Below are 230 nucleotides of genomic sequence, written 5' to 3'. Positions count from 1 at the left end.
GTTCCGGAGGGGTGCCTGATGGCCCGCGCAGACATCACACTCACCGCCGTCGACCAGACGCGCGCCGCCTTCGACAGCGTCAAGCGCAACCTCGGCGACGTCGAGCGCGTGGCCGGCAGCCTGTCGAGCACGCTCGCCGGCCTCGGGGCGGGCCTGTCGGCCGGCGCGCTCATCGGCTTCGTGCGATCGAGCATCGACGCGGCCGACAACCTCGGCAAGCTGTCGCAGAA

General features: G+C 71.7%; 1 protein-coding gene. It reads left to right on the top strand.

What is annotated here, in order from left to right; all coding sequences use genetic code 11:
• Nucleotides 1-18: 18 nt before the first annotated feature.
• Nucleotides 19-230, top strand: a 212-nt coding sequence (locus tag H6B31_RS17020) for a hypothetical protein (RefSeq protein ID WP_204899559.1), incomplete at its 3' end; no start/stop codon positions are given.

It is taken from the genome of Pseudoflavonifractor capillosus (genome assembly GCF_016899775.1).
Taxonomy (GTDB): domain Bacteria; phylum Bacillota; class Clostridia; order Oscillospirales; family Oscillospiraceae; genus Lawsonibacter.
Note: the sequence above shows the minus strand (reverse complement) of the source record. Positions and strands in the feature narration are given on the sequence as shown.